The sequence below is a fragment of the Leucobacter sp. wl10 genome, assembly GCF_003569785.1.
Lineage (GTDB): Bacteria > Actinomycetota > Actinomycetes > Actinomycetales > Microbacteriaceae > Leucobacter.
Genome location: NZ_KZ983993.1, coordinates 62,621 through 87,883, shown reverse-complemented (window position 1 = coordinate 87,883; position 25,263 = coordinate 62,621). Strand labels below are relative to the sequence as shown.

Sequence of the window (25,263 nt, the reverse complement as noted above, 5' to 3'; positions counted from 1 at the left end):
CGTCTTGCGCCGCCCTCGCCCCTTCCTCTCCCGAACCGCCCCGTCCCCGTCCTGCCGCCCGCCCCCTCTCTCGCCCGCGCCCCCTCGCCCGCCCGCCCCTGCTCTCGGTCCGCACGCCTTTTCGCACACCGAAGCACCACGGCCCTCCCGAGACACCACGGTATTAGCGCGATTTTCTTGGCCTTTCGGGAAGATTCTGGCGTTCCGACGGCGGGCAGGGCCGGGGAGCGGCGGGCAGGGCCGGGGAGCGGCGGGCAGGGGCGCGGTGAGACGGGCGTAGGCTGGGTGGGTGGGTGACGGGCAGGCTGAGCGAGAGCACCGGGTTCGGGATCAAGAGGCGGGGGATCGCAGCACACACGATCCCGCTGCGGAGACAGCCGCCCCGGCCGCCCATGCAGCACCGCGGCCGGAGCGGGCGCGGATCCGCTACGTCGCCGTCGGCGACAGCTTCACCGAGGGCGTCGGCGACGAGCAGCCCGACGGCTCGGTGCGCGGCTGGGCCGACCTCGTCGCGCGGGGGATCGCCGAGGCGACGGGCGAGCCGATCCAGTACGCGAACCTCGCGATCCGCGGTCGCCTGCTCGCCCCCATCATCGCGGAGCAGCTCGAACCCGCGCTCGCCCTCGGCCCGACGCTCGTCAGCTTCAACGGCGGCGGCAACGACATGCTGCGCCCCGGCACCGACCTCGCGTGGATCAGCGCGGAGACCGAGCGGGCGCTGGTGCGGATCCGGGAGGCCGGAGCCGAGCCGCTGCTGCTCGCCGGGGCGAACCCGACGGCGGGGCTCCCGGGCGGCGACCGGGTGCGGGCGAAGGGCGACGAGCTGGTGCGGGAGGCGCGCGGCATCGCCGAGAGGCTCGGGATCCGTTTCGCCGACAACTGGAGCGATGCCGAGCTGGGCGGGTCGCAGTACTGGTCGCCCGACCGCCTGCACCTCGCACCCGTGGGGCATCGCCGCGTGGCCGCGAACGTGCTGCGGGCGCTGGATCTCGCGCCGCCGAGCGGCTGGGCGATCGAGGCGGCGCCGATCCCGCGGCCCACCCGCCGGGAGCAGCTGAGCTACGCCCGCGACCACGTGGTGCCGTGGGTGAAGCGGCGGCTCACCGGCCGCTCGAGCGGCGACGGCCGCGCCGCGAAGTTGGCGGAGTGGACGCGGGTCGCACCGACGATGTCGCCCGGTGATTCCGGGTGAGCTGCGCCGGGCCCGTCCGACCGGATCGCCCGGCCCTGATCATGGCGGTCGGCCCCCGCTAGGGTGGGCGGCATGGTCGCATACAGATACCTCGGCAACAGCGGATTCAAGGTCTCGGAGATCACCTACGGCAACTGGGTGACCCACGCCTCGCAGGTGGACGACGACGACGCGATCGCCACGGTGCACGCCGCGCTCGACGCGGGCATCACCACCTTCGACACGGCCGACGCCTACGCGAACCTCGCGGCCGAAGAGGTGCTCGGCCGCGCGCTCAGCGGCCAGCGCCGCGAGAGCCTCGAGATCTTCACCAAGGTGTACTTCCCCACCGGTCCCAAGGGGCCGAACGACACGGGCCTCAGCCGCAAGCACGTGCTCGAGTCGATCAACGGCTCGCTCCGCCGCCTGGGCACCGACTACGTCGACCTCTACCAGGCGCACCGCTTCGACGCCGAGACCCCGCTCGAGGAGACCTTCCAGGCCTTCGCCGACATCGTGCGGCAGGGCAAGGCGCTCTACATCGGCGTCTCCGAGTGGACCGCGGAGCAGCTCCGCGAGGGCCACGCGCTCGCGCGCGAGCTCGGCGTGCAGCTCGTCTCGAACCAGCCGCAGTACTCGATGCTGTGGCGCGTCATCGAGGGCCGGGTGGTGCCCGCCTCGCAGGAGCTCGGGATCTCGCAGATCGTGTGGTCGCCGATGGCGCAGGGGGTGCTGTCGGGCAAGTACGCTCCGGGCGGGGCGGTACCGGAGGGGTCCCGCGCCACCGACCGACGGGGCGGGGCGAAGTTCATCGAGTCCTTCCTGCGCGACGACGTGCTGGCGGCCGTGCAGCGCCTGCGCCCGATCGCCGAGCAGGCCGGGCTCACCATGCCGCAGCTGGCCATCGCGTGGGTGCTGCAGAATGCGAACGTCGCGTCCGCCCTCGTCGGAGCCTCGCGCCCCGAGCAGCTCGCCGAGACCGTGCGGGCGTCGGGGATCAAGCTCGACGCCGACACGCTCGCGGCGATCGACGACGCCCTCGGCGATGCCGTGTTCGCCGACCCCGAGCACACCTACTCGATGGCGCCCGAGACGCGGCTCGCCTGAGGCCTCGATCCCGGAGCGGCGAGCCGGTGGGGTCCGCCGCTCCGGGTCTCCCGACTCATACTTCGGGCTGATCCGAAATAGCACCCTGGGAGGATGCGCGACCGCCGAACACCCGAGAGGCTGAGGGTGTCTCCGGCGAGGGTGCGGTGCGCGGAGTGCGCATCGCCGGCGTGCGCCAGCGCGCACCCCGTCATTCCGGCCGAGGTGCGCGCCCCGGATCCGGCGACGACATCGCCGCACCCCACCGAAAGGCCCCATGTCCTTCCTCACCCGCACCAGCCTCAAGAACCGCCTCATCGTCGGGTTGACCACGCTCGCGGTGGCCGTGCTCGGCGTCTTCGCGATGAGCTCGCTCAAGCAGGAGCTCATGCCGCCGATGCAGGCCCCGATGGCGTTCGTCTCGGTGCAGTCCTCCGGCCTCGCCCCCGAGGAGATGGCGCGCGTCATCACCGAGCCGACGGAGCAGGCGATCGGCGCCGTGCCCGGGGTGACCCGGGTCGCCTCGTCCACGTCGAGCGGATCGGCGGAGATCACGGTCGAGTGGCCCTTCGGCGAGAACGACGCCGACACGCTGCGCACCATCCGCTCCGCCGCCGAATCCCTGAAGTCCTCGTTTCCGAACGGCACGGAGGTGCAGGTCTTCTCCGGGGGCTCCGACGAGATACCCGCCATGGTGCTGAGCGCGGGCACCGCGAAGGATGAAGCCGCGTTCGGAGACGCCCTCGCGCAGGAGGTCGTGCCGGCGCTGCAGGGGTTGAGCGGCGTGCAGCGGGTCGACCTCGCGGGTCGTCAGGATCAGCGGATCCTGATCGCGCCGCGCCCGGCCGACGTCGAGCGGCTGAAGGTCGACCCCGCTCAGATCGCCCCCGCACTCGAATCGCGCGGCGCCGCGCTCCCCGCCGGCCAGGCCGAGACGGCGGACGGTCCCGTGTCGGTGACGGTCGGATCGGCGCCGAGCTCCTCCCCGGAGAAGGCCGTCGAGGAGATCTCCGCGATGCCGCTCACCGTGGAGAGCGGCGGCGAGAGCGGCGTCGTGCGCGTCTCCGACTTCGCCGACGTGAGCGTCGAGGCCGTGCCCGCCGACACCATCTCGCGCGTCAACGGCAACCCCGCGCTGACGCTGCAGGTCTTCCCCTCCCAGGGCGCGAACGTCGTGGACATCTCGCGCGCCGTCACCGCCGAGCTCGACCGCCTCGCGCCGGGCCTGCAGGCCGAGTTCGTCTCGATCTTCGATCAGGCGCCGTACATCGAGCAGTCGATCAAGGACCTCTCGGTCGAGGGCGGGCTGGGCCTGCTCTTCGCCGTACTGGTGATCCTCGCCTTCCTCGGCTCGTGGCGATCGACCGTGATCGCGGCGGTCTCGATCCCCCTCTCACTGCTCATCACGCTCGTCGGGCTGTGGTGGAGCGGCAACACCCTCAACATCCTGACGCTGGGCGCGCTCACGATCGCGATCGGGCGGGTCGTGGACGACTCGATCGTGGTGATCGAGAACATCAGCCGACGGCGCGGATCCGGACCCCTCACGCCCGCGGGGGTCGTCGCCTCGGTGCGGCAGGTCGCGGGCGCGATCACCGCCTCGACGCTCACCACGGTGGCGGTGTTCCTGCCGATCGCCCTCGTCTCGGGCATCGCGGGGCAGCTGTTCCGCCCCTTCGCGGTGACGGTGACGATCGCGCTGCTCGCCTCGCTGCTCGTGGCGCTCACGATCGTGCCGGTGCTGGCGTACTGGTTCATGCGCGCGACGGCTGCGAGGGCGAGGCCCGTCCACGAGCGGCACCGCGACGGCGACGCGACGGATCCCGCGGCGCCCGAGAGCGATCTGGCAGAGATCCACACGGCCCCCGATCGTCTGCAGCGCGCCCTCATGCCCGTGCTGAACGCGACGCGGCGCCACCCCGCGATCACCCTGATCTCGTCGACGCTCGTCCTCGTCGCGACGCTCGCGATGACGCCGTTCCTGCAGACCGACTTCCTCGGCTCCTCGGGCAACGAGAGCCTGCGGGTTACCCAGACGCCGCCGGTTCCGGTCGGAGGCGGCGCCGAGGCTGCGGGGTCGGGAGGCGGAGATGCCCTGGTCGCCGCGGCGGAGCCGGTGGAGCGCGCACTCGGCGAAGTGGCCGGCGTGCGCGACGTCATGACGTCGATTCCGCTCGGAACCGCCGGAGCGGGCGGTTCCGGAGGCGCGACGGAGGCGATCTCGTACGACCTGCAGCTCGAGGACGGAGCCGACGCCGCGGCCGTCGGCGACGCGGTGGAGCGAACGCTCAAGACCCTTCCCGACGCCGGGAAGGTGCAGCTGCAGACGCAGGACGCGTTCGTCGGCGGAGCGGCGGGCGACGGGATCGCCCTGCAGATCAGGGGATCCGACCCGGCCGCGCTGCAGCGCGCCAGCGACCTGCTGCAGAAGGAGCTCTCCGGGGCCGCCGGCGTGCAGGCGGTGCGCAGCGACCTCGCGGGCGAGCAGCCCGTGATGCGGGTGAAGCTCGACGAGACCGCAGCCGCCCGCTCCGGCTTCGACCGCGCCCTCGTCGCCCGCTCGGTGCAGGAGGCACTCGAGGGACAGCCCGTGGGCCGCCTGATGCTCGAGGGCCGCGAGCGCGACATCGTGCTGCGCACCCCGGGAGCCGGGCGCACCGCGGAGCAGCTCGGCGAGATCGTGCTGCCGGTCACGCCGCAGCAGACGGCTCAGGCGCAGAAGCAGGCCTCGGACGCTCTCCAGGAGAAGGCGGACGCCGCCGCCGAGGAGCAGCGGATCAAGGCGAGCGCCGAGCTGAGCGATCAGCTGAACCAGGCGGCGGCGCAGCGCTCCGAACTCGTCGCGCAGCTGGGGCCCTTGAACGAGCAGCTCGCTCAGCTGCGGAGCATGCCGATCGTGCCGGGGGAGCCGCGCACGCCCGAGGAGGAGGCCGCGGTGCGCGCCCAGCAGCAGCGCACCGAGCAGATCGCCTCGCTCGAGGGGGCGATCGCGAGCGCGCAGGGCGGCATCACCGGAATCGACGAGCAGATCGCCGGTCTGCAGCGGGCGCAGTCCGACGCCGCGGCCCAGCTGACGGAGCAGCAGGCGGCGGAGGCCGAGCAGCGGGCCGCCGCGGAGGCGACCGGCACCGCGATCCGGCTCGCCGACATCGCGACGGTGGAGGAGGAGCTCACGGCGCCCACGATCACCCGCGCCGACGGCGAGCGCCAGGTCGCGCTCACGGTGACGCCCCGCAGCGGGCAGCTCGACGCGGCGAGCAGCGCGGTGGATCGCGCCATCGCGACCGTCGACCTACCCGCGGGCGTGAGCTTCGAGCTCGGCGGAGTCAGCGCCGAGCAGGACGAGGCGTTCGCCCAGCTCGGCGGCGCCATGCTGGCGGCGATCGTGCTCGTGCTCCTCGTGATGGTGGCGACCTTCCGGAGCTTCCGCGGTCCCTTCGTGCTGCTCGTCTCGATCCCCTTCGCCGCGACGGGCGCGATCCTCGGCCTGCTGATCACGAACACGCCGCTCGGCCTCCCGGCGCTCATCGGCCTGCTCATGCTCATCGGCATCGTGGTGACGAACGCGATCGTGCTCATGGACCTCGTGAATCGGCTCAGGGAGAGCGGGGCGTCGCTGGAGGAGGCGGTCGAGCACGGCACACGGCTGCGGCTGCGGCCGATCCTGATGACGGCAGCCGCGACGATCTTCGCGCTGGTGCCCATGTCGCTCGGGCTCACCGGCGGGGGAGTGTTCATCTCTCGGCCGCTCGCCATCGTCGTGATCGGCGGCCTCATCTCGTCGACGCTGCTCACCCTGGTGCTCGTACCGATCCTGTACGCGCTCGTCGAGCGGCGCAGAGAGCGGCTCGCGCTCCGAAGGGCGCGGCGGCGCGCCCGGCGCGTCGTCAGGCGGCGTGCGCGCCGCACGGACCGGGGGCCGAAGGCCGACGATCGCTCCACGGCTCCCGCGCTGCAGGGCTCGCTGCCTTGAGGCCGGATCCCGTGAGCACGACCACCGCGGTCTCGTGCGGGCGGAGCGCGCCGTCGGCGACGAGGCGAGCGTGCGCGGCCGCCGCGGTCGCGCTCGTCGGTTCCGCGTAGAGGCCCCGCCCGGCGAGAGCGGCATGTGCCGCGAGGATCTCCTCCTCCGGCACGGCCACGGTGCCGCCGCGGGTCCGGCGGAGCGCGGCGAGCATCTCGGCGAGGCGCAGCGGGGCGCGGATCGCCGTGCCCTCGGCGACGGTCGGCAGCACGGGCCGCCCGACCTCTCCGCGCAGCGCGGCGTCGACCGGCGAGCAGTGCAGCGGCTGAGCGGCGTACAACCGGGGCACCCGGTCGATCGCCCCGGCCCGCCGCAGCTCGCCGAATCCGAGGGAGCAGCCGAGCAGGCTGCTCCCGGCCCCGACGGGCACGACCACCGCGTCCGGAGCGCGAAAGCCGAGATCCTCCCAGATCTCGTACGCCAGCGTCTTCGTGCCCTCGAGGAAGAACGCCTGCCAGTTGTGGCTCGCGTAGCAGCCCTCTCCGCGCTCGGCCGCGGCGATCGCGGCCGCCTGCGAAGCCTCCCGCGGCCCCTCGGTCAGCTCGACGCGCGCGCCGTAGGCGCGGGCCTGCACCAGCTTCGCGGGCGAGGTCGATGCCGGGGCGAACACCGTGACGTCGATCCCGCCCGCCGCGCCGTACGCCGCGACGGCCGCCCCTCCGTTGCCCGACGAGTCCTCGATCACCGCGGTCGCCCCCTGATGCCGCAGTACCGACAGCATCACGCTCGCGCCACGGTCCTTGAAGCTGCCCGTCGGCGAGAACCACTCGAGCTTGAAGTACGGCCGCGCCCCCGCCCACTCCCTCTGCACGAGCGGCGTGCAGCCCTCGCCGAGGGTGATCGGATGCTCGATCTCCAGCGCCAGCGCGGCGCGGTACCGCCACAGGCTGCGCTCCGCACCGTCGACGTCGCCCGCCCCGATGCCCCGGCCCGGAGTGATCAGCAGCGGCCCACCGGCGTCGGAGCGCCAGCGGGGCGCGTCGAGCGGGTACCGGTCGCCGGTCGCCGGGTCGAGGTAGGCGCGCTCGCGCGGGGCGGACGCGTCGGCCGACCACCGGCCCGGGGCGGCCGCGGGCTCGCCCGCTCGGCGAGCGGGCCTCAGGACGGCCTCTCGGCCCCGGGCGCACCCGAGGCGGCGCCCATCGCACCGTCTCCGCCGCCCCCGGCGTCGACCGCCGCGACGGCGGCGACCGCACCGCCCGCCCTGCCGCCGCGCGCCGCTGCGAAGCGCGCCATGCGGCGGCCGAACCACGACACGCTGAGGTTGATCGCGAGGTAGATCACCACGGCGACCACCCAGAAGGTGAACAGATAACGGTTGCCGTAGAACGTCGAGGCGTCCTTCACGGTCTTCGCCAGCTCCGGATAGGCGACGATGTACCCGAGCGAGGTGTCCTTCAGCAGCACCACCATCTGCGCCACGAGGATCGGCAGCATCTGCGTGAAGGCCTGCGGGAACTCGATCATCAGCCGGGTGCGCACGGGAGTGAGCCCGATCGAGAGGCCGGCCTCGCGCTGCCCCTTGTTGAGCGCGAGGATGCCGGCGCGCAGCGCCTCGCCGACGATCGCCCCGTTGTAGATGATGAGCGCGATGACCACCGCCCAGAACGCACCGGTCGAGGCAACCAGCAGGATGAAGAGCATCATCAGCAGCACGGGCATGCCCCGGAAGAACTCGAGGATCACGCTCACCGGCACCCGGACGAGCGCGCTTTCGGCGAGCCTGCCGAAGGCGAAGAGCATCCCCAGCAGCATGGCGCCGACCATGGCGACCGCGGCGGCGCGGATCGTGTTCCAGGCGCCTCGGCCGAGATACTGCCACACCTCGGCATACCCGAGCACGTCCCACCGGGAGGGGTCCAGCATGCCGGGCGTGACGTTGCCGTTGACCGCCACCTGCGGCTGCGCGAGCCGCCAGGTCACCCAGCCGAGCAGCCCGAGCACGGCGAGGAGACCCACGATGGAGATGGTCCGGGAGCGAGCGCGGGCCCGGGGGCCGGGGGCGTCGTAGAGAACGGTGGCCTGACTCATCGCAGTACCCGCACCTTCTTCTCGATCTGCCCGGCGATGAGACCGAGCGGAATGGTGATCAGCAGGTAGAAGCAGGCCACCCCCACGAGGATCGGGATCACCGCCTGCCCGTTGGCGTTGGTGAGCTGCCGGGCCGTGGCGAACAGCTCGACCACGAAGAAGCCGCCCGCGACGGACGTGTTCTTCGTGAGCGCGATGAACACGTTGATGAGCGGCGGCACCACCATGCGCAGGGCCTGCGGCAGCACGATGAGCGTGAGCGTCTGGCCGAAGGCGAGGCCGATCGAGCGGGCCGCCTCTGCCTGGCCCACCGGCACGCCGTTGATACCGCTGCGCAGGGCCTCGGCCACGAACGGCGAGGTGTAGATCGCCAGGCCGATCGACGCCAGCACCTCGTACGGAGGCCGATTCGGAGCGATCAACGGCAGCACGAACACCATGAACATGAGCAGCAGCGTCAGCGGGGTGTTGCGTATCAGCTCGGTGTAGACCGTTGCGAAGCTGCGCAGCGACGCCACCGGCGAGATGCGCATGGTCGCCACGACCAGGCCGATGGCCATCGCTCCGAGGCCGCCGAAGAGCAGCAGCCTGAGGGTCATCAGAAACCCGGCGATGACGGTGCCGGAGTTCGCGAGGAGCACGTCCACGTTCGGGATCCCTTCTCCGAGGAGAGGTCCGCCGGGCGGCGCATCGCCGCCCGGCGGACCGGGTCAGTAGCGGTCGACCGCCGGCGGCTCCGGCGTGGAGAGCACCTTGCCCGCCGTGCTCTCCCAGGCCGCGGCCCAGGAGCCGTCCTCGTACGACTGCTCGAGCACGTCGTTGATGAAGTTGCGGAACTCCTGGTCTCCCTTCTTCAGCCCGATGCCGTAGGGCTCCTCGGTGAAGGGGTTGTCGAGCACCTCGAATTCGCCCTGGTTCTGGTCGGCGAGGCCCGCGAGGATCACGTTGTCGGTAGACACCGCGACGACCTGGCCCGACCGCAGCGGCTCGAGGCAGTTCGAGTAGGTGTCGGTGGCGAGCACCTCGACCCCGGCAGCCTGAAGGTTCTGCTCGGAGGTCGACCCGGTGACCGAGCAGACCTGCTTGCCCTTGACGTCCTCGATGCCCTTGATGCCCTCGGGGTTGCCCTGCAGCACGAGGAGGTCCTGCCCGGCGATGTAGTAGGGGCCCGCGAAGTCGATGACCTGCTTGCGCTCGTCATTGATCGTGTAGGTGGCGACGACGATGTCGACCTCGCCGTTCTGGATGAACGGCTCGCGGTTCGCCGAGACCGCCTCCTTCCACTGGATCTGCTTGTCGCTCAGGCCGAGCTTCGAGGCGATGAGCTTGCCGATCTCGACGTCGAACCCCTCCGGCTGATTCGTGCCGGGATTCATGAGGCCGAAGAGCGGCTGATCGTACTTCGTCCCGATGGTGATCTTGCCCGCGTTCTGCAACTTGGCCATGGTGGTGCCCTCATCGAAGGTCACCTCCTCGACCGGCGCGGTGGTCGTCTGCTCGTTCCCGGCATCGTTCGGCGATCCGGAGGCGCACGCGGTGAGCGTCAGTGCTCCCGCCGCCGCGAGCACTGCTGCGTACTTGGCGATTCTCATGAGTTTCCTGCCTTCTCTTCCTTGGGGCCCGGTTCGTGCCGGTCCTTCGATATCGTTCCGGTCTCGGGCGGTGGCCCCCGGAACGGGCTCAGTGACCCAGGATCTTCGAGAGGAAGTCCTTGGCTCTGGAGGTCTGGGGATCGGTGAAGAACTGCTCGGGTGTCGCCTCCTCCACGATCTGCCCGTCGGACATGAAGACGATGCGATCGGCGGCCCGGCGCGCGAATCCCATCTCGTGCGTCACCACGACCATGGTCATGCCGTCGTTCGCGAGAGCGATCATGACGTCGAGCACCTCGTTGATCATCTCCGGATCGAGCGCGCTCGTCGGCTCATCGAGCAGGATCAGCTTCGGATCCATGGCGAGGGAGCGCGCGATGGCGACGCGCTGCTGCTGGCCGCCCGAGAGCTGCGACGGGAGCTTCTTCGCCTGATCCGCGATGCCGACGCGGTCGAGCAGCGCCATCGCCTTCTCCTCGGCGGCCTTCCGGCTCATGCCGCGCACCTTGACGGGACCGAGCGTCACGTTCTCGAGGATCGTCTTGTGCGCGAAGAGGTTGAAGGCCTGGAACACCATGCCGACGTCGGCGCGGAGCTTCGCGAGTTCCTTGCCCTCCTCGGGCAGCGGTTGGCCGTCGATGGTGATCGTGCCGGAGTCGATGGTCTCGAGCCGGTTGATGGCGCGGCAGAGGGTCGACTTGCCCGAGCCCGACGGGCCGAGCACCACCACCACCTCGCCGCGACCCACCTGAGTGTTGATGTCGTTCAGCACGTGCAGCTCGCCGTAGTGCTTGTTCACCTCGCTGATGATGACGAGTGGTTGCCGATCGTCGCGGGCCACTCTGACCACTGTCGTCTTTGCCTGTGCCATACGGCGATCGTAGACACGCCCGCACCCTTCGCGATAGTCCTTGTGGCGACCTACAAATTTTCTGTATAATAGGTGAAAATTCCCGATCAAAGCGTAAATAATGCGCCGCTGACCACCGGGTACCGCGCCGCATGGGACGATGCTGTCCCGACGAGGCCCGCGATTGTTATCGTTCTGTCACCTTGCGCCGCCCCTGTGGGCGAAGCGCGTCTCTTCGGGCGGGCGCTCGCTCCGGCAGCGCTCGCAGAGGCCGAACAGGTCGACCACGTGCTCGATATCGGTGAAGCCGTGCTCCTCTCCCACCCTCCTCGTCCACTCCTCCACGACCGAGGCCGCGAGCTCGCGGGTGTCGCCGCAGCCGCGGCAGACCAGGTGGTGGTGGTGGCCGGGAGCGGCGCAGGAGCGGAACAGGTTCTCGCCCTCGGGCGACTGCAGCGAATCGGCCTCGCCCGATTCGGCGAGACCGGCCAGCGCGCGATAGACCGTGGCCAGGCCGATGGTCGACCCGCCGTCGCGCAGGTCGCGGTGCAGTTGCTGAGCGCTCACGAACCCCCGGCGCTCGGCGAGCGCCGCCCGCACCGCCTCGCGCTGCCACGTGTTCCGCTTCGGCTGCATCGAGCACCTCCGATCCTCATCCCACCGTAGCGAAGTTCCGGGCGCACGGTCGCCGGGTTCGGCGCGCCCATGCCCGCGCGACGAACGCCAGCAGGAACACGCCGGTGATCACGAGCCCGACCGAACCGCCGGCCGCGATGCCGAACTCGCGCGAGATCCGCATCCCCGCCAGGCCCCCCGCGATCCCGAGCGCCGCCGAGAGCGGTGGCACCCACTCGAGCCGAGACACGAGCACCCGCGCCGTCGCCGCCGGGCCGATCAGCATCGCCACGCCGAGGATCGCCCCGACCGCGGGCATCGACACCACCACGGCCGCGGCGGTCACCGCGGCCGTCACGAGTTCGACGGGCCACGCGCGGAACCCCGCGGCCGCGAAGCCCGCGGGGTCGAAGGCGTGGAACAGGATCCGGCGCCACGACAGCGCGAGGATCGCGAGCGAGGCGATCAGCACGCCTCCCGTGGCCGCGACGTCGCCGGCGCCCACGCCGAGCAGCGACCCGACCAGCAGGGCCTCAACCGGCACGCCCAGTGCGGGGTTGAGGCTCGCGAGCAGCGAGCCGAGCGCGAAGCCGAACGAGAGCACGACACCGCTCGTCACCTGCCGCCCCTGCCCCGGGATACGGCCCAGCAGCGTCATCGCGAGCACGAGCAGCACCGCGAAGAGCGCCTGGCCGAGCAGCAGGTTCCAGCCCGCGACCGCGAACACGACGCCGCCGGGGAAGGTGGCGTGGCTCAGCGCGACCGCGAAGAACGAGCGGCGGCGCAGCACGATGAGCGCGCCCGCAAGCCCCGAGAGCAGGCCGAGCAGCGTGAGCTCGAGCGTCGCGAGGCCGCTCACGATCGGCCCCCCGCGATGCGGTCGGCCTCCGCCTGCGGATCCGCGATCGTCGCTCGGCTCACGATCGCGCGCGCGAGCGCCGCGAGCAGGTAGAGCCCCACGAGCAGCAGCACGACCACGGCGCCGGGCGAGACGGGCGCCCCCGATCCGACCGACCACTCGAACGCGAGCCACAGCCCCAGCGCACCCGCCACGAGCGGCAGCAGGATCGCGATCGGGATCAGCAGCGCGAAGCCGCGGGTGAGCAGCCGGGACGCGGCCATGGGCACGGTCAGCAGCGCGACGACCATGAGCACGCCGAGCGCCTGCACGCCCGCCACCACGAGCAGCGCGACCGCTGCGCCGAGCGTCAGGTCGGTGCCGAGCGGGCGGAAGCCGGCGGCCTCCGCGCCGGCTGCGTCGAAGGCCCTGAAGAGCTGGGCGCGCCGCGTCAGCGCGACGAGGAGGATCGCGACGACCGCGACGACGGCGATCTGCCGCAGCTGCGACGGAGTGACCGTGAGCAGACGCCCGAAGAGCAGCTCCTGCAACTGCGAGACGTAGCCCTCCCGGCGCGAGACCAGCACGACGCCCAGGCTGAACAGGCCCGTCAGCACCACCGCTATGGCGGCGTCGGCGTCGCCCCTGCGCCCGATCGTCGCGAACAGCGACGCCGCCAGCGCGGCCGCGATCGCCGCGCCGGGGAGCAACCCCGCCGTGCCGCCCAGCGCGGCGCCCACGACGAGCCCCGGGAACACGGCGTGCACGAGGGCGTCGCTCACGAACTCGAGCTCGCGGAGTCCGATGAAGAGGCCCACCACGCCCCCGGCGATCGCGAGCACCGCGACCGTCAGCAGCGCGCGCCACATGAAGGGGAGCGAGAAGGCGTCGAGGGTCGCCTCCACTACTCAGCCTCCCGCACGGTGGCGGTGGTGCGCGGCTCCGGGACCGTGCCCCCGAGCGCGAGCGCCTCGGCGAGCGGCCCGAACGCCGCCGGGCGGCCGGGCTCGCCCGGGCGACGCCCGGAGCGGAGCCGCAGCGCGTGGGTGCAGACCCGCCGCGAGATCTCGGGGTCGTGCGTCGACACGACGACCGTGCGCCCCTCGTCGCGCAGCTCGCGCACGAGCCGCAGCAGCGCTTCGCGGTTCTCGCCGTCGAGTCCGTTGAACGGCTCGTCGAGCAGCAGCATCCGGGGGCCCGAGACGAGCGCCCGGGCCAGGATGCCGCGCTGCTGCTGGCCGCCCGAGAGCTCGCCGAAGCGGCGCCCGGCGAGCTCGGCCAGGCCGACGCGCTCGAGCGACCCCGCGACCGCGGCGCGGCCCGCGCGGCCGATCGGGCGCAGCGCCCCGCGGGAGCGGTAGAGCCCCATCGTGACGACCTGCCGCAGCGTCACCGGCAGAGCGGCGTCGCGCGTGTCGGCCTGCGGCAGCGAGCCGATGCGGGGCCGGGCGCGACCCGGGGCCTCGCCGAGCACCCGGGCGCCTCCCGCCGTGAGATCCGCGAGCCCCAGGATGCCCCGCAGCAGGGTCGACTTGCCCGATCCGTTCGGGCCGACGAGCGCGACGGCCGAGCCCTCGGGCACCTCGAGGGTGAGCCCCTCCACCCGGGTCCTCCCGCCGTAGCCGAACGCGGCGCCGCTCAGCGAGAGGGCGTCGTCGCGAGCGCCGGACGATGCGCGCATCATCCGCGCAGGGGAGCGGGCAGCGGATCCACCGTCGCGCCCCAGGCCTCCAGGATCACCCGCGTGTTGTGCGCGGTCGCCCCGATGTAGGTGGCCCCGTCGCTGCCGGGCGCCCCGAGCGAGTCGGCGTAGAGCGCCCCGGCGTCGGCCACCTCGACCCCGGCCTCCCGGGCGATCGCCCGCGCCAGCTTCGGGCTCATCGACGACTCGACGAAGACGGCCCTCACCCCGCGCTCCTCGATCGAGGCGACGAGCGCGTCGACGTCGGCGGCGCTCGGCTCGGCGTTGTCCTCGAAGCTCGGCAGCATGGAGCCGACGAACTCGATGCCGTAGTCGTCGAGGTAGGCGCCCAGCGAGTCGTGGCCGCTCACGAGCACGCGCTGCTCGGCGGGCACGCGCTCGAACTGCGCCGCGATCCAGGCGTCGAGCGCGTCGAGCCGCGCGGCGTACGCGTCGGCGCGCTCGGCGTAACCGTCGGCGCGCTCGGGATCGATGCGGGCGAGATCGCCCGCGATCATCGACACCATGCGCGCGGCGTTGCGGGGCGAGGTCCAGATGTGCGGATTCGGCTCGCCGGGATCGGGGCCGGGGTCGATGCTCTCGCTCGCGGTGACGATCTCGCCGTCGAAGCCCGACGCCTCGACGGCGGAGTCGATGAACCCCTCGAGGCCCGCGCCGTTCGCGATGAGCACCTCCGCCTCGCCGAGCGCGACCAGGTCGGCCGGGGTCGGGTCGAAGCGGTGCGCCGATCCCCCCGGGGCGAGCAGACCCGTGAGCTCGATGTCATCACCGCCCACCTGCCGTGCGAAGTCGGCGAGCTGGGTGGTGGTCGCGACCGCCCTGAGGCGGTCGGATCCCGAATCGTCGGCCCGGGATCCCCCGCCGCTGTACGCGCCCAGCACGAGCGCGGCGAGCGCGGCGCCTCCGAGCGCGGTGGCCTTGAGGGGGTGAGTGCTGCGAGGAGTGCGTGACATGCCCGACTTTCTATATGAGAACGATTATCACTATAGCGTAGACCGCCACCGCGGCGCCGAGACAGGTCCGCCGCCGCCCGCCGCTGCTGACCCGCCCGCATCCGGGCCGCCGGCGGATGGCCCGGCACGCCCCTGCGGGAGGGCGATCGGCGCGTAGCCTGGTGGCATGAGCAGATTCCCCGAGACCGCGCTCGAACTGCGCGACGCCCTGCGCACCGGCGAGGTGTCGGCGCGCGAGGCCGCGACGCACTTCCTGAGGCGGATCGCCGAGCGCGAAGACCTCGGGGCCTTCATCGCGGTGACGGCCGAGCTCGCGCTGGCCGAGGCCGACGCGGCCGACGCCCGCTTCGCGGCGCTCGCCCCCGAAGAACGGGCCGGGCTCCCCCCGCTGCACGGCCTGCCCCTCGCGCACAAGGACCTCGTCGACGTCGCCGGGGCGCCCACCACCCTGGGCAGCGCCGCCCTACCGCACCCGATCGCCGAGCAGGACGGGCCCGGCGTGGCGGTGCTGCGCGCGGCCGGCTCCATCTCGCTCGGCAAGACCCAGGTGCCCGAGCTGGGCCTCAACGCCTACTCCGAGAACCTCATCGCACCCCCCGCCCGCAACCCCCTCGACCCCGAGCGCACGCCGGGCGGATCGTCCGGGGGCAGCGCGGCCGCGGTAGCCGCGGGGCTGCTTCCGGTCGCCCCCGGCAGCGACGGGGGCGGGTCGATCAGGATCCCGAGCCTCGCCTGCGGGCTCATAGGCCTGAAGCCCGGCCTCGGCGCCGTGCCCACCGATCTGGAGGATGGGCCGGTCGACGACTTCGGGGCCCCGCGGCTCACGACCTCGGGCCCCATCGCCCGCGGCGCCGAGGACGCGGCCGTGCTCTTCGACGCGATGCGGGGCGGCCCCGAGACCACGCTCCGCGCGGTGCGCGAGGCCGACGCCCTGAGCGCGCTGCGGATCGGGATCAGCGCGGCCTCGCCGTTCGAGGCCGCGCACCCCGTGCCGCTCTCGCCCGAGGCGCGGCTCGCCTGGCGACTCGCGGCCGAGAGACTGTCGGATCGCGGACACCTCGTCGAGGAGGCGGACCTGCGCTACGACCCCCGCTACCCCGAGGCCTTCCGCATCGGATGGATGGCGAACCTCTCGCTGCTGGAGCTGCCGGAGGGCCACGAGGATCGGCTGATCCCGTACACCCGGGTGTTCCGGGAGCGCGCGCTGGCCCGGCCGCGCCCGGCGCACCTCGAGGCGGCGGCGGCCCTGCAGGAGATCGCGGCCGAGCTGCGCCGGCAGTGGGGCGCCTACGACGCGGTGCTCACACCGGGGCTCGCGGCGCTGCCGCCGCGCGTCGGCGCGTTTCTGAAGCTCGCGCCCGACGACGACTACCGGGCGCAGTGCGAATGGACGCCGTTCACGTCGATGGTCAACGTCTCGGGCCTGCCCGCGGTCGCGGTGCCGATCCTCGAGGTGCCGAATCCCTCCGCCCCGGGCTCGCTCCCGATGGGCGCTCAGCTGATCGGGAGGCCGGGATCGGAGGCGCAGCTGCTGCAGCTCGCCGCACAGCTCACGACCGTCTGACGCCGCACCCGCTCCCGCACGGAAGGCCTGCGCTCACGCGAACAGGACCCCGGCAAGGGAGGGGCGCGGGGCGGGGACGGGGGCCGGAGGCGAAGCAGAGCACAGCGCGAGCGGAACGGGGGCGGGGCCGAATGCCTCAGCGTGCGTTCGAGGCGGAAGCCGGATCCCCCATCAGCTCCCTGGCCTGCTCCATGAGCGAGATCGTCGCGAGCGTCTGGTCGAGCGTGCGCAGCGGCGACTCCGCGAGCCCGGCCTCGACGCAGCGGGCGACCTCGAGCGCCTCCCAGAAGAGCTGCGTGTGTGCGAGCGCGGGTTCCTCGTAGCGCAGCCGCTCGCCGTCGTGGAAGCGCACCACGACCGGCCCGGGCTGGTAGAACGGCGCGTCGAGCGAGAGCGTCGCCTCCGTGCCCGCCACGTACGCGGTGGAGGGCGTGTCCGCGAGCATCGAGGCGCTGACGGTGGCCTGACGACCCGCGCCGTCGCCCAGCAGCGCGTGGAACTGGCCGACCGCCCCGCGCGCCGCGTGGCGCTGCCCGTGCGCCGCGAGCACCCGCAGGCCCGGCAGCACCTCGTTCGCGAACATCATCGCGTAGGTGCCGATGTCGTTCATCGCGCCGCCGCCCTGCACCGGGTCCATGGCGCGGTGGTGATCCACCAGCCGCTCGCCGAGGTTCGCGTGCACCTCGACGACCTCGCCCAGCAGCCCCTGCTGGAGCACCTGCCGCACCACCGAGTAGCGGGGCAGCGCCAGCGACCACACGGCCTCCATCGCGAAGACCCCCCTCGCGCGCGCCAGGTCGGCGAGCGCGCGCGCCTCGGAGAGCCTCGGCGTCATCGGCTTCTCTATGAGCACCGGCCTGCCGGCCTCGAGCGCGAGCGTCGCGTGCGCGAAGTGGTCGAGGTGGCCGGTGGCGACGTAGACCGCATCGACGTCGGAGGCGACGAGCTCCTCGTACGACCCGTACGCCAGCTCGATTCCGTGCTGCGCGGCGAACTCCGCTGCTCGGGCGGCGGTGCGGGATCCGACCGCGACGACGCGCTGCGCGGTGTGCTGCTGCAGCGCCTCGACGAAGCGGGCGGCGATCCAGCCGGTGCCGAGGATCGCCCAGCGCAGCGAGGGGACCGACAGCGGGTCGGGCACGACGGGGCGGGGCAGGATCCGGCCGCTCATCGCACGTCCCCCACCCTCACGAAGGCGCCGCCCGCGCGCATCGATGCCGCCGCGGCCGCGGCGACCCGGGTGGCGGTCGCCCCGTCATCTATGGTGGCGAGCGCGGGCGCGCGCCCCTCGCCGAGGGCCGTCACCCACTCCTGCAGCTCGAGCCGGTAGGCCTCGGCGAAGCGCGGACGGAAGTCCTCGGGCACCGCCGTGCAGGCGACCAGCGAGGTCGACACGGCCACGCGGTGCGGCTCGGCGATGGACACCGCGCCCGTCTCGCACACCACCTCGCAGCGCATGTCGTAGCCGTAGCGGGCGTTGAGAAAGACCTCCACGGTCGAGAGCGCGCCGTCTGCGGTGCGGAGCAGCAGGAGGAAGCGGTCCCGGAGACCGCCGCCCGTGCTGCTGGGCGCTTCGGGAGCGTGCCAGCTCACCTCGGTCACGGGCGCGTCGAGCAGCCACGGCACGAGGTCGAGGTCGTGGATGGCGGAGTTGAAGATGACGGACTCGTCTGTCGCGCCCGGGCCCGAGGTGACGCCGCGGCCCACGGAGTGCACCATGAGGGGACGGCCGTGCGCACCCGAGGCGACGACCCGCTTCTGCTCCACGTAGCCCGGGTCGAAGCGGCGCATGAACCCCTGGTGCACGAGCGGGATCCCGTCGCCCACGGCGGTGCGGTGGGCGACGACGACCCGTTCGGCCTCGTCGACGGAGTAGGAGAGCGGCTTCTCGCAGAGCGTCGGCTTGCCCGCGGCGATGCAGGCGAGCGTCTGCTCGGCGTGCAGCGCGTCGGGCGAGGCGATGAGCACCGCGTCGACGTCGGGGCAGTCGATCAGGGCCTGCGCGTCGTCGAAGGCGAGGGAGCCGGGGATCGCGGCGGCCGCCGCGCGGGCGCGATCGACGTCGGAGTCGGCGACCGCGGTGACGGTCGCCCCCGACACCTCCGCGTGCAGGCACTGCGCGTGGAAGGCCCCCATGATCCCCGTGCCGATGATACCGATCCTCATGCCGACTCCTTTGTGCTGACAAATTCGAACGGATCGAATCTAGCCGAAAGCCGGGGCGATGTCGATGCGGGATCGGGCGGCTTCAACAGGCGCGCTTCCGCCTCCGCGACACGCCGCTCCCCCGAGATCAGGCTGCGCGGATCCGCGAGGGCCCGCTCACTCAGGCGGGCGTCGAATGCGCACGTGTAATATACCTCGCTCCCAATGACTCAAGTGTGACCGCTCGCGCAGAGCCCGAACCGCCAAATTCGAGAATCTGTGAACAACTCGCGGAACTGCCACGACTTGAGCGAAGCGTCCCCTCACGAGCCGAATCTGGAACCGCGCAGCCAACGCGGTCAGGCCGAGGATCCCGCCGAGGACCCGGCCCAGGGACTCAACAGTTCCACACCGAGCGACTCAAAATCTTTGAGGTTGCGTGTGGCGACTGTCAACCCATGCACCTGAGCCGTCGCGGCGATCAGCGCGTCACGTTCAGCTCGAGGATCGGGGACATGCATGCGGGCAGCCGCTCGGGCTACGGCGATATCGACGTCGAGCACTCGCCCTGCGAACCCATCCAGAAGTTCGTCGTCGAGCCACGCTCTCAACACCCCAGCCTGTGGGGCATCTCGTCGCTCCAAGCGGGCGATCCCCAACTCGATCTCAAGAATGGAGATAACACTGAGAAGCAGTTCGTCAGCGTGCTGCGCTGCGAACCATGCCCGCACCTGCGCATCGGCGACACGAGCCGGCTTACGGATCTCGCTCACAACATTCGTGTCGAGTAGAAACCTCAAAACTGCGCCGCTCGCGCAAACCCGCGCACCGGCTCGGGCTCGAAGTCGAAGTCGTCATCCATGCTGAGCCTGTCGAGCAAAGCCTGACCGGAAGAGGCGCCGCACATTTTGCGGTACTCGGCGATCGAGATCAGAACGAACGCCGGATTCCCCCGATCGGTGATCACCAGAGGCCCCTCGAGCGCTGCCCGCTTCGCCGCGCTGACATCGCGATTGAACTCTCGCGCAGATATCGCATTCATCGCCATCGCTCCAAGATAGGTACGTACCTACATCGTAACCGAGCGGCGGTCGCCTCGTCAATAGCAGTGCAGTGCGATGAGGGATCACGCCGTCGGCTCGAAGCGCGAGATGCGGTCGAGCGCGGCCTCGGGATCGCCGAGAGCGCGGCGATCCCGGCTCCACGGGGGCGGCGAGCGCGACGGGCACGTAGAGCGGATCATCGCCGCCGCCCGCTCATCGAAAAGCCTCGCCCCTACTGGTCGTACGCCCCGGGCACGTTCTGGTCCCAGTCGATGACGGACCCCGTGACCACGCCGCTGCGGTCGCTCAGCAGGAAGACCACCGCGTCGGCGATCTCGTCGGGCCGCCCCAGCTTGCCCATGGGCTGCGCCGCCTCCGCCCGTACGAGCCAGTCGTCGCCCGCGTCGTGGAAGGTTCGCTGGGTGGCCGCCTCACCCGGCGTGGCCGTCCAGCCGATGTTGAGGCCGTTGATCCGGATGCGGTCGAAGCGGTGCGCGAACGCGGCGTTCCTCGTGAGACCGGCGAGGCCGGCCTTCGAGGCCGTGTAGGGCGCGAGGTACGGCTGGCCGCCGTGCATCGCCATCGAGATGATGTTGACGATCGTGCCGGGTTCGCCCCGGCGGCGCATGTCGGCGACGGCGGCCTGCATCGTCATGAAGGGGGCCACGAGGTTCACGGCGAGGTGCTCGTCGAGCAGCTCGCGCGTGGTGTCGAGCAGCGTGCCGCGGCTCGTCGCGCCCGCCGCGTTCACGAGGCCGTCGATGCGCCCGAAGCGCTCGATCGTCTCGGCGACGGCGCGCTCCGCCTCGCCCGGTTCGGCCAGATCGGCAACGATCGGGAGCGTCTCGACGACGTGCCCCGCACCCCGCTCGCGGATCGCGGCGGCGGCGGCTTCAGCCTTCTGCGCGCTGCGCCCCACGACCGCGACGCCGGCCGCGCCCTCGCACGCCGCGGCCTCGGCGACGGCCAGACCCAGGCCCTGACTCCCTCCCGTCACGAGCAGGATCTTGCCGGTCATGAGCTGCTGCATGTGTTCGCTCCTCTGCGATCGGGTTCGGTCGGAGGCGGGGCCCGATCAGAGGGGATCCGCGCGTTGCGTCACGGACGCCGAATCTCCGACCGGAACCGCCCCCGCTCAGCCGAGGCGGCCGGGCCTCCTAGGCATGCCGCTCTCGGCATATACTGCGTCGAGCAGGGCCATCGTACGCCGCGAACGGCCGAGCAGCGCCGCGGAGCGCTGGTCTGCGCGCACCGCGTCGCGCACCCGCCGCAGCTGATACGCGTACGACGACGCCCCGCCCGTGCGCTCCACGCGCTCCTCGGCGCCCACCCCGCTCGTGCTGCGCACGATCAGCCTGCCGTCCTCCTGCGGCTTCACGAAGTTCGGCAGATACGTCTCGCCCAGACTGCCCGTCACCCGCAATCCGAAGTCCCACCCCGGGCCGGCCATGCTCGCGTGCATCGCCACCGGCGCTTCGCCCAGGCGCAGCCGCGCGCGCACGGTCGCGTCCACCCGCCCATCTCCCTCGTACGGGTCGGCCTCGGCCGAGATCAGCTCGACCGGCTCGCCGAGCGCCTCGCCGAGCAGCAGCAGCCCGTTCAGGGCGTAGCAGCCGAGATCCATCATCGCGCCGCCGGCCAGATCGAAGCTCCACCGAGGATCGCTCGCGGGCGGCGCCGGCATGTCCATGTGCACGTCGATCCCCCGCAGCTCGCCGATCTCGCCGGATCGCACGACCTCGATGAGCCGGTGCACGGCCGGGTGATCGGCGTAGTGGAACGCCTCCCAGGCCCACCCTCGCGACGACTCCAGCCGTGAGGCGACCGCGTCGAACTCGAGCAGGTTCGAGGCGAACGGCTTCTCCACGAGCACGCTGCGCCCGGCGTCGAGCGCCCGCACCGTCCATTCGGCGTGGAGCCCGTTGGGCAGGCCGATGTAGATCAGATCGAGGGTGTCGTCGGCGATGAGCTCCTCGTAACCGTCTCGGATCCCCTCGTAGCCGTGCTCCGCGGCGTACGCACGCGCGCGCTCGGGATCCCGCGCCGCCACGGCGGCGCGGACGTCACCGGTTTCGCGGCTCGCCTCCGTGATCGCGAGCTCCGCGATCCTCGACGCCCCCAGCAGGCCAATGCGCAGCGGATCGCTCATGCCGCGACCGCCTCGCGGATGAACGCCACGCTGCGCCGCGCGTTCTCGAGCGCGCGGAGGGCGTCCTCCTCGCTCTCGACCACGGTGTCCTGCTCGAGCACGTACCAGCCGCCGTAGCCGGCATCGCGGAGCGCCTCGACGATCTCGCCGATGCGAGCGTCTCCCGCGCCGAGCGCCCGGTACATGCCCTGGCGCACTCCCTCCCGGTAGTCGATGCCGCCGCTGCGCACGCGAGCTGCGACGTCGAGGCTCACATCCTTGAGGTGGGCGTGCACGATGCGGTCGGCGTGCTGCCGCACGAACGCCACCGGATCCCCACCGCCCAGCGTGTAGTGGCCGGTGTCGAGGCACAGTCCGATGCGCGATCCCGCGACCACCCGCTCGACGGCCCGAGGCGATTCGACGACGGTGCCGAGGTGGGGGTGCAGCGTCGCGACGACGCCCACGGCCGCCGCCGCGTCGAGCGCGCGGTCGAGGTTCGCGAGCAGGGTCGCCCACTCCTCCTCGCCGAGATCGGCCGCACGGTCGTAGCCGTCCTCGCCGGTGACGGCCGACAGCACCATGGTTCCGGCGCCCGCGGCGACGTACGCCTCGAGCTCGCGCTCGATGACGGGCAGCGGATCCTCGTCCGACCGGTGCAGCACCACCGGGAAGAAGCCGCCCACCGCGCGCAGACCCGCCGAGGCCAGGGCCTCGGCGCGCTCGGCCGGCGCGTCCGGCAGAAACCCCTCGGGGCCGAACTCGGTCGCCTCGATGCCGAGGCCCACCATCTCGGAGAGCACTCGCTCGCGGTCGAGCTGCAGGCCCCAGCCTGGGACCTCGATGACGCCCCAGCTGATGGGGGCGGAGGCGATGCGTGCGTTCATGGGGCTCCTTCTTGGATGGTTGCGGGGCGGGGCGGCGAAGGAGGAGTTTGGGGGCCGAATCCTCGATTTCGGCCGGGAAACTCTTCTTTCGGCGCGGGGCGTCGGGCGCGGGGTCTCGGGCGGGCGGGATGCGGGGCGGGATCAGGCCCGCATCGCGGCGGTCGTGCCGCTGACGGGGGCGATCGTCTCCCAGCGGCGAGCCTCGGCGGACCGTTCGGCCGCGGTGACCACCTGCGCAGCGGAGAGCGCGTCCTGGATGTTCGACCCCAGGTGCTCGCGACCGAGCACCGCCTGCAGAAACTTCTTGGCCTCGATCACCTTCAGGTCGTCGTAGCCCATCGAGGTGCCCGATCCCGGCTGGAAACGCCCGAAGTCGCCCATGCCCGGGTGCGCCATGACGCGGGTGTAGCCCTGGTTCTCGGCGCCGAGGCCGCCCGAGAGCCGCAGTTCGTTCATGCGCTCGAAGTCCCACAGGGCCGAACCCTCGGTGCCGTAGACCTCGATGCCGTAACTGGCGCGCGGGCCGACGGCGACGCGCGAGGCCTCGAGCGTGCCCACCGCGCCGGCGGCGACCGCGGCGCCCGAGAGGCGCACGAGCATGGCCGCGTAGTCCTCGTTCTCGACGGGCTTCATCTCGACGTCCGCACCCTCTTCGATCACGGCGAAGTGCGTGCCGGTGCCCATGGGCAGCTCGGGGCGCTCGGTGTAGACCCTGGACGTGAGCGCGCTGACCTCGGCGATGGGCCCGAGCGTGTACTGCACGAGGTCGACGAGGTGGCCCATGAGATCGCCGAGCACGCCGTTGCCGGCGAGGCCGCGCACGAAGCGCCAGGACAGCGCGCCGCGGGGATCGGAGGAGTAGTCGGCGAACATCTGCCCGCGCACGTTGGTGATGCGGCCCAGCTCGCCCCTCGCGATGATGGCGCGCAGGTGCTCGACCGCAGGGGCGTGGCGGTAGTTGAAGCCGATCGAGGAGATCACGCCGGCCTCGGCGGCCGCCTCGGCGACGGAGCGGGTCTCGCCCTCGCCGCGGCCCACGGGCTTCTCGATCCAGAAGTGCTTGCCCGCCTCGGCGGCGGCGATCCCGATCTCGGCGTGGAGGAAGTTGGGGGCGCAGATCGAGACGACGTCGACCTCGGGATCGTTCAGCACGTCGCGGTAGTCGGCGCCGGCCCGCTCGTAGCCGAGCGCCTCGACCGCCTCCTGCGCGCGTGCAGGGGCGGGGTCGGCCGCGTGCACGAGTCGCGGCTTGATCTTGAGCTCCGGGTAGACGTACCGCAGGTTCGAGTAGGCGCGGCTGTGCAGCCGACCCATCCAGCCCACGCTGATCAGGCCCACGCCGATGGTCGTGGAGCCGTCTTCGTTCGTCTGCATACTCGCGCTTCTCCCGGTCGAGGTGCTATCGGAACCGTGCTTCATCGCGGATCCGGGCTCAGATAATGGACCGGTCCAAATTGTAGGGACAGGCGACCCTCCATGTCAATGCGAAACGCGCGGGGAGCGTTACCGGACCTGCGCGGATGGGACAGTGGCCGCAGAGTTACCCCGGGGGGTATCGGGCGCACTCCGCGTTGGCCGAGGCGAAGCGTTCGGGAGTGGAAGCGGGGAGCGATTGCACCGATCGCCTCGCCGATATCGAGCCGGGTTTGGCGGAGTGGCTCTCCGACATCATCGACGCGAACGCCAGCAAGCACGGCGTTCGTCCCGAACACGCCACCTGGGAGTAGTCACGCCGAGCCCGTTTTGACACTCACGTCGCGTGAGGCCGCACGCTGGTGCGCATGGCGGCGGAGGCGATTGCGGCAGAGACGGGTGCACCGGGTAGGGTGCAGTCGATCGACAGCGCTCGCCACCCGGTCGCCCGCCGCGTCGCCGATACTCTCCGCAACCGCAGCCAGAAGCCCAGGGTCTTCATCATCGATGACCGAGAGAACATCGAGCAGGCTGTGGCGTGCGGGATCAGGCTCGACAGCCTGTATGCGGCGGCATCCGCTGCAGAAGACAGGTTCATCTTTGCCGCCGATCATCCCCGCACGCCGCTCTACATCCTTGGTGACGCCGTGATCGGGAGGCTGTTCGGGGAGCAGAAGCGAGCCCGCGTCTTCGCACTCGCCCACTCTCCGAGACGCCCTCGGCTCCGGGATCTGAGCCGTAACTCAGGCGATGTCATCGCACTCGATGGAGTGCGACTGATCGGCAACATCGGCGCGACTACGCGGACGGCATGCGGACTGGGCGCTGCGGGCGTCGTGCTGCTCGAGAGCGGTCTGCGTACGGTTCTCGACCGGCGCCTGATCCGTGCGAGTCGAGGGCTGGTGTTCGCCACGCCCGTCGTCACGGCCACGCGAGAAGAGTTCGCCGGCTTCGTCCACCGTGAAGGGCTCCCGGTGGCGGCGCTGTCGGCGGGCGCCACCGAGCCGCTCAATGCGATCCGCTCCGTGCAGGAACGCCTCGTCATCTCGCTGGGAGGCGAACGCGACGGGCTCTCACCCGAGATGGCGGCCCTCGCGACGCACCGATACGCGATTCCCATGGCTTCGAGGGTCGAGTCGTTGAATGTCTCCGTGACCGCGGGAATCGCGCTCTACGAACACCGCTACGGCCGGCGGTAGGCCCCTCCTGAGCTCCCGGCCG

Annotated in this window: 24 protein-coding genes; 6 read left to right on the top strand and 18 right to left on the bottom strand. The window is 71.9% G+C overall.

What is annotated here, in order from left to right; translation table 11 throughout:
• The first annotated feature begins 421 nt into the window (after positions 1–421).
• The 3 genes from D1J51_RS08395 (at position 422) to D1J51_RS08385 (ending at position 6,230) form a co-directional block, all read left to right on the top strand.
• On the top strand, positions 422–1,192 hold the full coding sequence (locus D1J51_RS08395; protein ID WP_119074822.1) for an SGNH/GDSL hydrolase family protein: 771 nt from the start codon (positions 422–424) through the stop codon (positions 1,190–1,192).
• Positions 1,193–1,264: 72 nt separating this feature from the next.
• On the top strand, positions 1,265–2,278 hold the full coding sequence (locus tag D1J51_RS08390; RefSeq protein ID WP_119074737.1) for an aldo/keto reductase family protein: 1,014 nt from the start codon (positions 1,265–1,267) through the stop codon (positions 2,276–2,278).
• Positions 2,279–2,534: 256 nt separating this feature from the next.
• On the top strand, positions 2,535–6,230 hold the full coding sequence (locus D1J51_RS08385) for an efflux RND transporter permease subunit (protein ID WP_119074736.1): 3,696 nt from the start codon (positions 2,535–2,537) through the stop codon (positions 6,228–6,230).
• Here the strand turns inward: D1J51_RS08385 and D1J51_RS18365 are convergent.
• The 10 genes from D1J51_RS18365 to D1J51_RS08335 all read right to left on the bottom strand — a co-directional run bounded on the left by D1J51_RS18365 (position 6,145) and on the right by D1J51_RS08335 (position 14,862).
• Positions 6,145–7,122 (bottom strand): pyridoxal-phosphate dependent enzyme, encoded by a 978-nt coding sequence (locus D1J51_RS18365; protein ID WP_256386003.1) that lies wholly within the window; start codon positions 7,120–7,122, stop codon positions 6,145–6,147. The two genes, D1J51_RS08385 and D1J51_RS18365, sit on opposite strands and share 86 nt — an antisense overlap.
• Positions 7,123–7,379: 257 nt before the next feature.
• Positions 7,380–8,312, bottom strand: a complete 933-nt coding sequence (locus D1J51_RS08375) for an amino acid ABC transporter permease (RefSeq protein WP_119074735.1) — start codon at positions 8,310–8,312, stop codon at positions 7,380–7,382.
• Positions 8,309–8,959 (bottom strand): amino acid ABC transporter permease, encoded by a 651-nt coding sequence (locus D1J51_RS08370; protein ID WP_119074734.1) that lies wholly within the window; start codon positions 8,957–8,959, stop codon positions 8,309–8,311. The genes D1J51_RS08375 and D1J51_RS08370 overlap by 4 nt, the downstream gene beginning before the upstream one ends.
• Before the next feature lie 63 nt (positions 8,960–9,022).
• The gene (locus tag D1J51_RS08365) at positions 9,023–9,904 is read right to left on the bottom strand and encodes a glutamate ABC transporter substrate-binding protein (RefSeq protein WP_119074733.1); all 882 of its coding nucleotides are present in this window, start codon (positions 9,902–9,904) and stop codon (positions 9,023–9,025) included.
• A gap of 88 nt (positions 9,905–9,992) precedes the next feature.
• A complete protein-coding gene (locus D1J51_RS08360; protein ID WP_119074732.1) occupies positions 9,993–10,775 on the bottom strand; it encodes an amino acid ABC transporter ATP-binding protein in 783 nt (260 codons plus the stop codon).
• A gap of 177 nt (positions 10,776–10,952) precedes the next feature.
• Positions 10,953–11,390: a Fur family transcriptional regulator gene (locus D1J51_RS08355; protein WP_119074731.1), complete on the bottom strand. Its 438-nt coding sequence runs from the start codon at positions 11,388–11,390 to the stop codon at positions 10,953–10,955.
• Between the two features lie 16 nt (positions 11,391–11,406).
• Complete coding sequence (locus D1J51_RS08350; protein ID WP_240423068.1) at positions 11,407–12,228, bottom strand: metal ABC transporter permease; 822 nt, start codon at positions 12,226–12,228, stop codon at positions 11,407–11,409.
• Complete coding sequence (locus tag D1J51_RS08345; RefSeq protein WP_240423067.1) at positions 12,225–13,112, bottom strand: metal ABC transporter permease; 888 nt, start codon at positions 13,110–13,112, stop codon at positions 12,225–12,227. Before D1J51_RS08345 ends, D1J51_RS08350 begins: the two co-directional genes overlap by 4 nt.
• Positions 13,112–13,891, bottom strand: coding sequence for a metal ABC transporter ATP-binding protein (locus tag D1J51_RS08340; protein ID WP_240423064.1), 780 nt, complete (start codon positions 13,889–13,891; stop codon positions 13,112–13,114). The genes D1J51_RS08345 and D1J51_RS08340 overlap by 1 nt, the downstream gene beginning before the upstream one ends.
• Positions 13,888–14,862 (bottom strand): metal ABC transporter substrate-binding protein, encoded by a 975-nt coding sequence (locus tag D1J51_RS08335; RefSeq protein WP_119074730.1) that lies wholly within the window; start codon positions 14,860–14,862, stop codon positions 13,888–13,890. Before D1J51_RS08335 ends, D1J51_RS08340 begins: the two co-directional genes overlap by 4 nt.
• Positions 14,863–15,028: 166 nt before the next feature.
• On the opposite strand from D1J51_RS08335, the gene D1J51_RS08330 reads away from it, so the two are divergent.
• Positions 15,029–16,426, top strand: coding sequence for an amidase (locus D1J51_RS08330; protein WP_119074729.1), 1,398 nt, complete (start codon positions 15,029–15,031; stop codon positions 16,424–16,426).
• A 136-nt stretch (positions 16,427–16,562) separates the two neighbouring features.
• Here D1J51_RS08330 and D1J51_RS08325 read toward each other — a convergent pair whose 3' ends face one another.
• The 8 genes from D1J51_RS08325 to D1J51_RS08290 form a co-directional block, all read right to left on the bottom strand.
• Positions 16,563–17,597 (bottom strand): Gfo/Idh/MocA family protein, encoded by a 1,035-nt coding sequence (locus D1J51_RS08325; protein WP_162903726.1) that lies wholly within the window; start codon positions 17,595–17,597, stop codon positions 16,563–16,565.
• Positions 17,594–18,592: a Gfo/Idh/MocA family protein gene (locus D1J51_RS08320; RefSeq protein WP_119074728.1), complete on the bottom strand. Its 999-nt coding sequence runs from the start codon at positions 18,590–18,592 to the stop codon at positions 17,594–17,596. Before D1J51_RS08320 ends, D1J51_RS08325 begins: the two co-directional genes overlap by 4 nt.
• A gap of 338 nt (positions 18,593–18,930) precedes the next feature.
• The gene (locus tag D1J51_RS08315; RefSeq protein ID WP_119074727.1) at positions 18,931–19,371 is read right to left on the bottom strand and encodes a type II toxin-antitoxin system VapC family toxin; all 441 of its coding nucleotides are present in this window, start codon (positions 19,369–19,371) and stop codon (positions 18,931–18,933) included.
• Positions 19,368–19,619, bottom strand: a complete 252-nt coding sequence (locus D1J51_RS08310) for a type II toxin-antitoxin system Phd/YefM family antitoxin (RefSeq protein WP_240423060.1) — start codon at positions 19,617–19,619, stop codon at positions 19,368–19,370. The genes D1J51_RS08315 and D1J51_RS08310 overlap by 4 nt, the downstream gene beginning before the upstream one ends.
• A 227-nt stretch (positions 19,620–19,846) precedes the next feature.
• The gene (locus D1J51_RS08305) at positions 19,847–20,644 is read right to left on the bottom strand and encodes an SDR family oxidoreductase (protein WP_119074726.1); all 798 of its coding nucleotides are present in this window, start codon (positions 20,642–20,644) and stop codon (positions 19,847–19,849) included.
• Between the two features lie 105 nt (positions 20,645–20,749).
• Positions 20,750–21,763 (bottom strand): Gfo/Idh/MocA family protein, encoded by a 1,014-nt coding sequence (locus D1J51_RS08300; RefSeq protein ID WP_119074725.1) that lies wholly within the window; start codon positions 21,761–21,763, stop codon positions 20,750–20,752.
• Positions 21,760–22,629, bottom strand: a complete 870-nt coding sequence (locus tag D1J51_RS08295) for a sugar phosphate isomerase/epimerase family protein (protein ID WP_119074724.1) — start codon at positions 22,627–22,629, stop codon at positions 21,760–21,762. Before D1J51_RS08295 ends, D1J51_RS08300 begins: the two co-directional genes overlap by 4 nt.
• Before the next feature lie 141 nt (positions 22,630–22,770).
• Positions 22,771–24,003 carry a Gfo/Idh/MocA family protein gene (locus D1J51_RS08290; protein WP_119074723.1) on the bottom strand — a complete coding sequence of 411 codons (1,233 nt, stop codon included), beginning with the start codon at positions 24,001–24,003 and terminating at the stop codon, positions 22,771–22,773.
• A gap of 221 nt (positions 24,004–24,224) precedes the next feature.
• On the opposite strand from D1J51_RS08290, the gene D1J51_RS18550 reads away from it, so the two are divergent.
• Complete coding sequence (locus D1J51_RS18550) at positions 24,225–24,356, top strand: hypothetical protein (protein ID WP_256386002.1); 132 nt, start codon at positions 24,225–24,227, stop codon at positions 24,354–24,356.
• Positions 24,357–24,410: 54 nt separating this feature from the next.
• Entirely contained in the window at positions 24,411–25,241 is an 831-nt protein-coding gene (locus tag D1J51_RS08280) for a TrmH family RNA methyltransferase (RefSeq protein ID WP_119074722.1), read from the top strand.
• Positions 25,242–25,263: the final 22 nt, after the last annotated feature.

What these genes read in the sequence shown, in the direction of transcription:
- D1J51_RS08390 (WP_119074737.1), top strand. Translation starts at nt 1,265, where the DNA reads ATGGTCGCATACAGATACCTCGGCAACAGCGGATTCAAGGTCTCGGAG.
- D1J51_RS08385 (WP_119074736.1), top strand. Translation starts at nt 2,535, where the DNA reads ATGTCCTTCCTCACCCGCACCAGCCTCAAGAACCGCCTCATCGTCGGG.
- D1J51_RS08375 (WP_119074735.1), bottom strand. Translation starts at nt 8,312, where the DNA reads ATGAGTCAGGCCACCGTTCTCTACGACGCCCCCGGCCCCCGGGCCCGC.
- D1J51_RS08365 (WP_119074733.1), bottom strand. Translation starts at nt 9,904, where the DNA reads ATGAGAATCGCCAAGTACGCAGCAGTGCTCGCGGCGGCGGGAGCACTG.
- D1J51_RS08360 (WP_119074732.1), bottom strand. Translation starts at nt 10,775, where the DNA reads ATGGCACAGGCAAAGACGACAGTGGTCAGAGTGGCCCGCGACGATCGG.
- D1J51_RS08355 (WP_119074731.1), bottom strand. Translation starts at nt 11,390, where the DNA reads ATGCAGCCGAAGCGGAACACGTGGCAGCGCGAGGCGGTGCGGGCGGCG.
- D1J51_RS08340 (WP_240423064.1), bottom strand. Translation starts at nt 13,891, where the DNA reads ATGATGCGCGCATCGTCCGGCGCTCGCGACGACGCCCTCTCGCTGAGC.
- D1J51_RS08335 (WP_119074730.1), bottom strand. Translation starts at nt 14,862, where the DNA reads ATGTCACGCACTCCTCGCAGCACTCACCCCCTCAAGGCCACCGCGCTC.
- D1J51_RS08330 (WP_119074729.1), top strand. Translation starts at nt 15,029, where the DNA reads ATGAGCAGATTCCCCGAGACCGCGCTCGAACTGCGCGACGCCCTGCGC.
- D1J51_RS08325 (WP_162903726.1), bottom strand. Translation starts at nt 17,597, where the DNA reads ATGAGCGGCCGGATCCTGCCCCGCCCCGTCGTGCCCGACCCGCTGTCG.
- D1J51_RS08320 (WP_119074728.1), bottom strand. Translation starts at nt 18,592, where the DNA reads ATGAGGATCGGTATCATCGGCACGGGGATCATGGGGGCCTTCCACGCG.
- D1J51_RS08310 (WP_240423060.1), bottom strand. Translation starts at nt 19,619, where the DNA reads ATGGCGATGAATGCGATATCTGCGCGAGAGTTCAATCGCGATGTCAGC.
- D1J51_RS08305 (WP_119074726.1), bottom strand. Translation starts at nt 20,644, where the DNA reads ATGCAGCAGCTCATGACCGGCAAGATCCTGCTCGTGACGGGAGGGAGT.
- D1J51_RS08300 (WP_119074725.1), bottom strand. Translation starts at nt 21,763, where the DNA reads ATGAGCGATCCGCTGCGCATTGGCCTGCTGGGGGCGTCGAGGATCGCG.
- D1J51_RS08295 (WP_119074724.1), bottom strand. Translation starts at nt 22,629, where the DNA reads ATGAACGCACGCATCGCCTCCGCCCCCATCAGCTGGGGCGTCATCGAG.
- D1J51_RS08290 (WP_119074723.1), bottom strand. Translation starts at nt 24,003, where the DNA reads ATGCAGACGAACGAAGACGGCTCCACGACCATCGGCGTGGGCCTGATC.
- D1J51_RS08280 (WP_119074722.1), top strand. Translation starts at nt 24,411, where the DNA reads ATGGCGGCGGAGGCGATTGCGGCAGAGACGGGTGCACCGGGTAGGGTG.